Annotated in this window: 9 protein-coding genes; 8 read left to right on the top strand and 1 reads right to left on the bottom strand. The window is 42.5% G+C overall.

Annotated elements, in window-relative coordinates; translation table 11 throughout:
- On the top strand, positions 1-204 hold a 204-nt coding region (locus V7K27_RS19265; protein ID WP_334949694.1), incomplete at its 5' end, for a hypothetical protein.
- 888 nt (positions 205-1,092) lie between these two features.
- On the opposite strand, the gene V7K27_RS19260 is transcribed toward V7K27_RS19265, so the two are convergent.
- Positions 1,093-1,437, bottom strand: coding sequence for a hypothetical protein (locus V7K27_RS19260; protein ID WP_334949693.1), 345 nt, complete (start codon positions 1,435-1,437; stop codon positions 1,093-1,095).
- Positions 1,438-1,520: 83 nt separating this feature from the next.
- Between V7K27_RS19260 and V7K27_RS19255 the strand changes: the two genes are divergently transcribed.
- The 7 genes from V7K27_RS19255 to V7K27_RS19225 all read left to right on the top strand — a co-directional run bounded on the left by V7K27_RS19255 (position 1,521) and on the right by V7K27_RS19225 (position 9,158).
- Complete coding sequence (locus V7K27_RS19255) at positions 1,521-3,068, top strand: FAD-dependent oxidoreductase (RefSeq protein WP_334949692.1); 1,548 nt, start codon at positions 1,521-1,523, stop codon at positions 3,066-3,068.
- A gap of 22 nt (positions 3,069-3,090) precedes the next feature.
- On the top strand, positions 3,091-3,795 hold the full coding sequence (locus tag V7K27_RS19250; RefSeq protein WP_334949691.1) for an actin-binding WH2 domain-containing protein: 705 nt from the start codon (positions 3,091-3,093) through the stop codon (positions 3,793-3,795).
- A gap of 42 nt (positions 3,796-3,837) precedes the next feature.
- Entirely contained in the window at positions 3,838-4,545 is a 708-nt protein-coding gene (locus tag V7K27_RS19245; RefSeq protein ID WP_334949690.1) for an actin-binding WH2 domain-containing protein, read from the top strand.
- A gap of 238 nt (positions 4,546-4,783) precedes the next feature.
- Complete coding sequence (locus V7K27_RS19240) at positions 4,784-5,188, top strand: NIL domain-containing protein (protein ID WP_334949689.1); 405 nt, start codon at positions 4,784-4,786, stop codon at positions 5,186-5,188.
- A gap of 21 nt (positions 5,189-5,209) precedes the next feature.
- On the top strand, positions 5,210-5,512 hold the full coding sequence (locus tag V7K27_RS19235; protein ID WP_334949688.1) for a hypothetical protein: 303 nt from the start codon (positions 5,210-5,212) through the stop codon (positions 5,510-5,512).
- Between the two features lie 284 nt (positions 5,513-5,796).
- Entirely contained in the window at positions 5,797-8,685 is a 2,889-nt protein-coding gene (locus V7K27_RS19230) for an ATP-binding protein (protein WP_334949687.1), read from the top strand.
- A gap of 191 nt (positions 8,686-8,876) precedes the next feature.
- A complete protein-coding gene (locus tag V7K27_RS19225; protein WP_334949686.1) occupies positions 8,877-9,158 on the top strand; it encodes a hypothetical protein in 282 nt (93 codons plus the stop codon).
- Positions 9,159-9,290 lie beyond the last annotated feature (132 nt).

Below are 9,290 nucleotides of genomic sequence, written 5' to 3'. Positions count from 1 at the left end.
CTGAGGCTCAAAGTTGACCTTCTGAGGCTCAAAGTTGACCTTCTGAGGCTCGACGTTGACCTTCTGAGGCTCAAAGTTGACCTTCTGAGGCTCAAAGTTGACCTTCTGAGGCTCAAAGTTGACCTTCTGAGGCTCAAAGTTGACCTTCTGAGGCTCGACGTTGACCTTCTGAGGCTCAAAGTTGACCTTCTGAGGCTCAACTAACAAATATATCTAACTATTCCTGAATTTCCAGGAGCGATCGTGTAATAAAATTTGCTCACTTCCGTAAAATAGAACATGGCTGAAGATTTCTCCGGTCAAAATCTCCGAGGACGCAACTTCAAGGGTAAAAAAGAACTTCTGGGTGCAAATAAATTTTGTGTAAAAAATTTTACTTTCTAGTGGGATTTAGAAGTTAAGTCATTCAACAGTAATCTTCTAGTTGTAAATATTTACGTAAGAGGGTCTTGATTTCATGAATATGATGAACTTTAAAATCCAAGGCTTTTTTACGACGTTAATAATTGGTAGTGTGTCAGCGTTGACGATTTCAGATGCTATCTTTCAAAAGGTAAACGCCCAAGCTACGCCTTCTTGTAATAATGCAACCATAAAAGGTAGCTATGGATCTAAATTCCTTTTTACTCCATCTGTCCCAACGCTTGAAAATTAATGGGCGAAGGCGGAGTTCGTTTGTGTCGCTGCGAATTCCATTGCCTTGATATCATGTCCGCTTAATTACTTATTAAACTCCAAGAACCCGACCCAATACAGTTCGGTTAACGTGTTTATTCCTCGGAGATCCCCCCAACCCCCCTTAAAAAGGGGGGCTTTTTTTCTAATTACCCCCTTTTTAAGGGGGTCGCCACAGGCGGGGGGATCTTATCCGAACGACCCCGCTAATACCCTTTCACTTTAATAATGATACAAATACGTTGGTAGGGGCACAGCAATGCTGTGCCCCTACGAGAATCTATATGTATCAGGGTTTCTGTGAAATGGTATAACTCCTCCCCTCGGTAACTACGGTGTCGAATTACCCCCCTTAATCCCCCCGATGTATTGGGGGGAAACTAGAAATCCAGTTCCCTCCCCTTGTAAAGGGGAGGGTTAGGGTGGGGTGCAATGACCGTGGGAATCATAACTATCTTCGGACTCCTCATCATCGTATATTCCTGCCCGACTTAAAGCATACTCTGATAGTAAGGGTGTATCTCGCCTATGGCTCTCTGCCCATTCCCGAAAAGCTGTTATCCACTCAAGAGCCGTTGCAGTTTTGTAAAATGGTTGCTCCTGTTTTGATTTCATCAACTGCTCAAGCAATGCGTCTAAATGTGGCTTAACCACTTCAGCAGGGAGCTTAGTTACGTTTGCTAACACCTGCACAACGCCTTCTAACTCTTCTCTGTCATCCTCTGGGGGTAATGGTAGTATTTGATTATTATTGTTGACCACGCTCGTAGCTCTCCATAAATAATATCGTATCTACTTTCTTCATTCTCAGGTAGTTTGGGAATGTAGAGTTGAGTTTTTCCCAAATGTCTTTAACTGAAGAAATTCTTTCCCAATTACCCGGCGATGTATTAGCAGGATTACGGCAAAGCGATCGCATCTTAACATCTCTGCGCGAAAACACCGCACCTATCCCAACGTTAGTTAAAGAAAGTCAACAGTCTTTAGGTGTCGCAGACTTCGATGTAATTATCTGCGGTGGCACCTTGGGCATTTTAATTGGTTGCGCTTTGGCGGTGAAGGGGCTGCGGGTGGCGTTGCTGGAAAGGGGAATTTTGCGGGGGAGGGAACAAGAGTGGAATATTTCTCGCAAAGAATTAGATGTATTTGTGGAATTTAATTTGCTAACAGAGGAGGAATTAGCAAGTGCGATCGCCACTCAATATAACCCAGCGCGAGTTAGTTTTAATGGCGGCACAGAAGTTTGGGTAGAGGATGTCTTGAATATCGGCGTAGATCCAGTTTATCTACTGGCTACTTTAAAAACCCGATTTCTCGCCACTGGTGGAAAGTTATTAGAAAACACACCCTTTACTGAAGCGGTGGTTCATCCAGATGGAGTGATGGTAAATAACCAATTCAAAACTCGGTTATTAATCGACGCGATGGGACATTTTTCACCCATCACGCAACAAGCACGCCAAGGTAAAAAACCAGACGCTTTGTGCTTAGTTGTCGGAAGTTGCGCCCAAGGTTTTCCCGAAAATAACTCAGGCGATTTAATATTATCATTCACACCTTTGCAAAATCAATGTCAGTATTTCTGGGAAGCGTTTCCAGCTAGGGATGGTAGAACAACTTACTTGTTTACCTACATGGATGCACATCCCCAACGTTTGAGTTTAGAAGCTCTGTTTGAGGAATATCTGCGTCTATTACCAGAATATCAGGGAGTGGAATTGAGCAAGCTGAAATTTCAGCGATCGCTATTTGGTTTCTTTCCCACCTATCGCCAAAGTCCCCTAAAAACTCCTTGGAATCGCATTCTAACAGTGGGAGATAGCAGTGGTAGTCAATCTCCCTTGAGTTTTGGTGGTTTTGGGGCAATGGTGCGTCACCTGAAGCGTTTAACTTATGGCATTTACGAAGCGCTGGAAACAGAACAATTATCTACAAAAGCCTTAGTACTGCTGCAACCCTATCAGCCAAGTTTAACTGTCACCTGGTTATTTCAAAGGGCGATGAGTGTTGGTGTAAATCAGAAAATTGCACCCGATCAAATTAATCAACTACTCTCGGCGGTATTTCAGGAAATGGAACAGTTGGGTACACCAGTGCTAAAACCATTTTTACAGGATATAGTGCAGTTTTCGGCACTAACGCAAACACTGTTAAAAACTGGTTTATTTCATCCGGGATTAGTTGCCAAGATAATTCCGCAAGTCGGTTTAGGAAGTTTGTTAAATTGGATGGTGCATTACGGAAATTTAGGTGTATATACTGCCTTGTTTTCGTTGAGTCCAATGTTAGAAATATGGATTAAGAATCAACCAAATGAACAACAATATTATTGGCATCGTTTGATTGATGCCTGGAAGTATGGTTCTGGTGGTGATTACTCAGATGAAACTTGAATAATATCTGGATGAGGATAACATGATTGAGCGGAAATCTTTAGGGATAAAATACTTTGCAGTGCTGATTGGATTCCTGCGCGATCGCCCAAGTTTTCTAGAGGAAGTTCGCCAAGGTACAAGATTACCAACTAAAATCATTTCTTTGCTGGTTTGTAGTTCTTTATTTCTCGCGGCTTATGGCGGAATTATTGGTGCATACCATAGTTGGATGCAAGCTATATCTTCCGCCATTAAACTCCCAGCCCTTTATTTAATCACACTCCTGATTTGTATCCCGACGTTGTTCTTTGCTAACATTATTTTTGGTTCAAAGCGAACTTTTGCACAGCATTTAGCCTTAGTATTAACTGCGGTTTCAGTTACGAGCGTACTTTTATTCAGCTTTGCACCAATCACACTGTTTTTCTTAATTACCACCAATAATTACCAATTTTTAATTCTGTTAAATGTCTTGATCTTTGCATTGACTGGATTTATTGGTGTCTCGTCTTTATATCACGCCACGAGTTTAGTTTTAGAACAAGATAATGAAGGTAGTAAGACACGCCAGAAGATTTTACAATTTTGGCTATTCCTTTACGCTTTCGTAGGCAGTCAGTTAGGATGGACTCTCAGACCGTTTTTTGGCACACCTGATTCTGTCTTTCAACTGTTCCGCGAAAGAGAAGGGAATTTTTATCTGAGTGTGATTCAAGCTATTAGCTACCTTTTGGGAATCCGTTAATTAGTCATTAGTAATTCAAGAAAATATACAAAATATAAAATTATGCTAAAAAAACAAAATCACGGAATTCAACAACTTGGTGTTTTAGTTAATTTATTGCGCGATCGCCAGGCATTCTTAGAAGAAATTCGTCACGGAGTCAGATTACAAAATAAAATCAGTTCTCTATTCGTAACTAGTTCCATTTTCTTTGCCATCTATGGCGCAATTATCGGTGCATCTCACAGTTGGGCGCAAGCATTATCCGGTGCTATTAAACTTCCGGCATTTTATTTATTAACACTGATTATCTGTTTCCCAACCTTGTTCTTTTTTAATGTTTTGTTTGGTTCTCGGAGCAGTATTCAACAGCATTTCGTTGTGTTGCTCACATCTGTATCAGTGATTAGTGTACTTTTATTTAGCTTGGCGCCAGTTACGTTATTTTTTCTGATCACTACACCCGATTCTTATCAATTTTTTAAACTGTTGAATGTGTTAATTTTTGGCATTACAGGCATCTTTGGCGTTAAATTCCTGTATGAAGGAATGCAATTACTTTCTCAACAAGATGAAGTGGGCAAAAAAACCCGCACCACTATTTTAAGATCGTGGTTATTGCTTTATGCCTTTGTTGGTATGCAGTTAGGATGGTTTCTCAGACCGTTTTTTGGTGCCCCTGACTCTAAATTTGAATTATTTCGGGCGGTGAAAGGCAACTTCTATCTGGATATTGTAACGGCGATTTCCGAAATTTTAGGTTTGCGTTAATCTAAGATTTATAAGAAGAATTCAGAACTCAGGAGTCAGAATTCAGTATGAATTGGTTAAAACCGTACTTCGTCCCGCTAGGCGCTTTCGCCCATGAGGGGCGAAACTAGTTAAATATTTTTCCTGACTAAAACTGTATCTCATTATGAGTAGGTATTCTGAATTCTGACTTCTGACTTCTGACTTCTGAATTCTGATTTAGATCACCTTACAACAGAAAAAACTCTCTACTAAACCTATGAAAAAACGAGTAACACTTACCTTCCCGAAACGCGCCGTGCAAATGCCAGTAACTTACGTACTGGCCAAAGAGTTCAACGTCGCCGCTAATATTATCCGCGCCCAAGTTGCCCCAAATCAAATTGGCAAACTGGTAGTAGAACTATCGGGAGATATCGATCAATTAGATGCAGCAATTGAGTGGATGCGATCGCGCCATGTTAACGTTTCTCATACATTGGGCGAAATTGCGATCGATCCAGATGTGTGTGTCCACTGTGGCTTATGTACTGGCGTTTGTCCTACCGAAGCTCTTACCCTTCACCCAGAGACATACAAGTTGACATTCACGCGATCGCGCTGTATCGTCTGCGAACAGTGTATCCCTAGCTGTCCCGTACAGGCAATCTCTACTAATCTTTAATGCAATAAAGTCTTTGTTCAGATGGTTAAGGAGATGGGAACTATAGCTATTGACACTCTCAGCACTAAAGTGACTGAGATTCTTGGTTCAACGAGACCACTTAAACTAGATGCCTTGCGTTATCTAGCCCAGAGGTGGGACTCTCCACGCCAGGTGCTTCAAGTCGGCGCAGCCGCCCAACGCACTGGCTCCCAACCGTTAACTTTCCGAGTGCCCCTCGGTAGTTGCATTGAGTCCAGCAGTGCGTTGGGCGGCTATGCCACTCTTGTTGCAACTGCCGTGCAAGTCCTGTTTTATTTGAAACAAATCGTTTCAAAATTCTGAGTCGTCTAGCTCCTATGAATCTTTTACCTACTGCTAGGAGGAAACTAGAACAATGCAGTAGAACCGCATAGATTCAGTTGTCAAGGTACAGAGTCTGCGTTTTAGGCAGCAATTGGGTTTTTAGACAGGTTAATTACCCTTCCTGTTAAAACCATTGTAGCAAAAACGTAAGCGACCTATTGTCGCACGAGTCGCTTATATCTCAGCCCTAAGGGGACTGAGTTTTACGCTTACCGAGTGTTTCTATAAGCTTAATTACAGTATCCCACTCAGCATTGCCAATCATGTCCCATTCTGCTGATGCCACTTTGGGCAAATCTGCTTACCCTCGCTTGACTAGAAGCCTGAGTGCTGTTGAAAGTTGGGGCTTTGGTTTGACAGCTCATATTTCCTGGACAGCATTGGTTCCAGCAATTCATGCTGCTCTTGGTTCCCAAGCTATTTTTGTCTGGATACCTGCGGTAATTTTCGGAATGCTGCTTAACTATCAAGTAAAACGCTTGGGTATGCATTTTATGAACGTGGCTGGAGGAACACCTAACTATGCTACCAAGCTGCTGCAAAACTACCCCGGACTAGCTCGCTATGCAGCAATTGGATACCTCCTCAACTGGGTTTCCTACTTAGCAGTGAATACAATCGTACTCAGAGATTTAATTAAGGTAAATTTGGAGGCGTTGGGTATTACCTGTCCAGACATATTTCTGGATATTAGCTTTACATTGTTGCCCTTTATCGTGGCGTTTAGTGGGACTCGCGCCCTGAGTATTTTACATTTGTTTTTTATAATTCCAGCCTTTGGACTGCTAATCACCTTTTGTCTAGAGGGTCTGGGCTGGTTAGCGTTTTCTCCGGTTAGTCCGGGGTTTTTTCCTAGCAATTGGTCATCTTTGGGCTTCGTAGATTGGGCAAAGTGGTTCTTTTTCGTCACCTATGCAACTTACAGCTGTGAAACGGCTTCTTCCTTTGTCGCCGATAGCCGCAACCCTACCCAGACGCTGCGTTTTCTAGACGTTGCGGCTTGGATGATGCCACCCATCTTTTTGGGGGGGTCTTGGGTAGTGATGCGGTTAGCAACAGATCCAAACCTCCAAGACAATGCTTTTATGAATCTTGTGGCGGCTTCCCAGCCATTTTGGGGAAAATCAGCTGCTGTAAGTGTTTCCTTTTTGCTAGTAGCTGCAAGTCTTTTAGGTTCGGCAACGGTCGTTTCTAATTGCCCGCGAATTTTGTATCAGCTGGCCTTAGATAAGCACATTTCACCAGTATTTTCCGTTGTATCACGCCGGGGTGTGTTTGTTCCAGCATTGACATTGACACTGATGTTGTGCTTGGTCTATCTAATTTGGGGAGATGTAGCGCGAATCGTGGCTGTTGGTAACATTGGTTGGTTTGTCTCCTTTATGTTATTCCATTTGGGGCTTTGGCTCCGGCGCGATCGCCCGGAAGTTTTGTTCCCTCGCATATCTCTAGGCATTCTGCTGTTAGAAGTTGTGGTGCTGGTGGTGGGCGGACTTGCTTGGGGTTGGCTCAACTTGCTAATTGGGCTATTATTTCCCATTGGTGTGATGGGAATAGATGCAGTAATTCGCCGCGTGGACTTCCCTCCATTCCATCGCAGTTGGTGGATGCGGCGATATCGCACGCGTCCTGTGGTAATTATCAAGGACTCAGTAATTCTCCAGGTGATCATCCTGATTTTTTTACTGTGCAGCGCAGTGGGAGTTGGCTGGTTATTTGGTGTCAAACTTGATAAAGTTGGAACTGCGGCGGGCGAAAATCTATTTGTGGTGCTGCTGATGAGTGTGGCATTTGTGGGAGTAGCGATCGCTTGTTGGACAAGTTTACCGCAAGTGGTGGCGATCGCAGAAGCACGAGAAGCCGCCGAACACCTGTTTACTGTCGCTCAGGATGGTATTTTAGTCGTGGATGATCGAGGTATTATCCAGCAAGCTAATCCAGCCACAGAATCTTTTTTTGGTGTCAACCCATCTGAGTTGCTGGGAAATCACCTCAACAAATGGCTACCGGCATTAGTCTACTATCCAGACCAGTGGACAAAGCGCAGCGAACAAGCCCTACTCCGCAACGGGAAAAACAGAACCCTGGAAGTTTCCATCTCAGACCGACCCCATCAGGATTTTCAGGAATATGTCGTCATTCTCCACGACATTACCCAGCGCAAACAAGCAGAAGAGATATTGCGACACTCAGAAGCAGAATTGCGCCAACAAGCAAAGCAGCTAGCATCTCAACTAGTGCAGAGTGAAAAAATGTCCAGCTTAGGGCAGTTGGTAGCAGGTGTAGCGCACGAAATCAACAACCCAGTTAACTTTATCTATGGTAATATCACTTTTGCCAATCAATATATCGAAGATTTACTTAATTTGTTGCAATTATATCAGCAAAACTATCCTAATCCAGTAACCGAAATTCAAGAAGAAATAGAAGCGCTCGATTTAAATTTCCTGATAGCAGACTTGTCAAAATTGCTAAGTTCTATGACAGTTGGTGCTGAAAGAATCATGGAAATTGTCTTATCTCTACGAAACTTTTCTCGCTTAGATGAAGCAGAGATGAAAGCTGTGAATATCCATGAGGGTATCGATAGTACGTTGATGATTCTGCAACATCGCCTCAACTCTAAATCTGACTATCTAGCAATTGAGGTTATCAAAGAGTACGGCGACCTACCATTAGTAGAATGTTATGCCGGACAACTGAATCAGGTATTTATGAATCTTCTAGCAAATGCGATCGATGCAATTGAAGAGTCATTAGTCATTAGTCATCCGTCATTTGTACAAGACAAAGATAGAGGTCTGAGCGAAGGCTTACTACCATCAGAACTTCTCATCAGGGAGATGCACAAGGGACGGGAACAAATGACTAATGACAGAGGAAAAATTCGGATTCATACTAAACTCACCAGCGAAAAGCAGGTAGTTATTTGCATTGCTGATAATGGTTTAGGCATTCCAGAAAATGTACAACAACAGTTGTTTGAACCATTCTTTACTACTAAACCAGTTGGGAAAGGTACGGGGTTAGGTTTATCTATTAGTTATCAGATTATCACTCAAAAACATCAGGGAAAATTACAATGTATTTCGGCTCCTGGACAAGGTACAGAATTTGTAATTATAATTCCTCTAAACCAGCAAACTACGTAAATTATCACGTTCTGGAAACAGCATTGATTCTGAATTCTGACTCCTGACTTCTGAATTCTGTTTCGACAAAATGGAATACACAACAGCATAAATGGCAGTGGACAATTTAAGATTCATACAGGAAGAACTTACACAACGAGCAGCACAATATTCGAGGTATTATTAAAGCAGAGGACTACAAACTGACAATCATGCATGACTCTGCCAGTCAATCTAAAACTTTACGCGAAGCATGGGAGGAAGGTTTACAGCAGGGATTAACCCAAGTTGCACTCAATATGCTGCACGAAGGTATTGATTTAACTTTAGTAGCAAAATTAACCGGATTGCCACTTGAAATAGTTAAGAATTTGCTAGCTAGCAATGCAGATGATTCTCCAATACTAGTGAAAGATTTTCAGGAATTAAGTGAGTCATCGCTGAACAAAATTTGGCTTAATCCAGAGGAAGATGAAGCTTGGAAACATCTATAGTAGACGTAGGTTGGGTGGAGCGGAGCGCAACCCAACATATATTATCAGGATGTTGGGTTACGCAAAGCCTCCACCCAACCTACAATTTTTTTGCAACATTTTAGCGTAGACAGTCCACTACAAGACTACCGA

Source organism: Nostoc sp., from assembly GCF_036919575.1.
GTDB lineage: Bacteria > Cyanobacteriota > Cyanobacteriia > Cyanobacteriales > Nostocaceae > Nostoc.
Note: the sequence above shows the minus strand (reverse complement) of the source record. Positions and strands in the feature narration are given on the sequence as shown.

What these genes read in the sequence shown, in the direction of transcription:
- V7K27_RS19235 (WP_334949688.1), top strand. Translation starts at nt 5,210, where the DNA reads ATGGTTAAGGAGATGGGAACTATAGCTATTGACACTCTCAGCACTAAA.
- V7K27_RS19250 (WP_334949691.1), top strand. Translation starts at nt 3,091, where the DNA reads ATGATTGAGCGGAAATCTTTAGGGATAAAATACTTTGCAGTGCTGATT.
- V7K27_RS19245 (WP_334949690.1), top strand. Translation starts at nt 3,838, where the DNA reads ATGCTAAAAAAACAAAATCACGGAATTCAACAACTTGGTGTTTTAGTT.
- V7K27_RS19230 (WP_334949687.1), top strand. Translation starts at nt 5,797, where the DNA reads ATGTCCCATTCTGCTGATGCCACTTTGGGCAAATCTGCTTACCCTCGC.
- V7K27_RS19255 (WP_334949692.1), top strand. Translation starts at nt 1,521, where the DNA reads ATGTCTTTAACTGAAGAAATTCTTTCCCAATTACCCGGCGATGTATTA.
- V7K27_RS19240 (WP_334949689.1), top strand. Translation starts at nt 4,784, where the DNA reads ATGAAAAAACGAGTAACACTTACCTTCCCGAAACGCGCCGTGCAAATG.
- V7K27_RS19225 (WP_334949686.1), top strand. Translation starts at nt 8,877, where the DNA reads ATGCATGACTCTGCCAGTCAATCTAAAACTTTACGCGAAGCATGGGAG.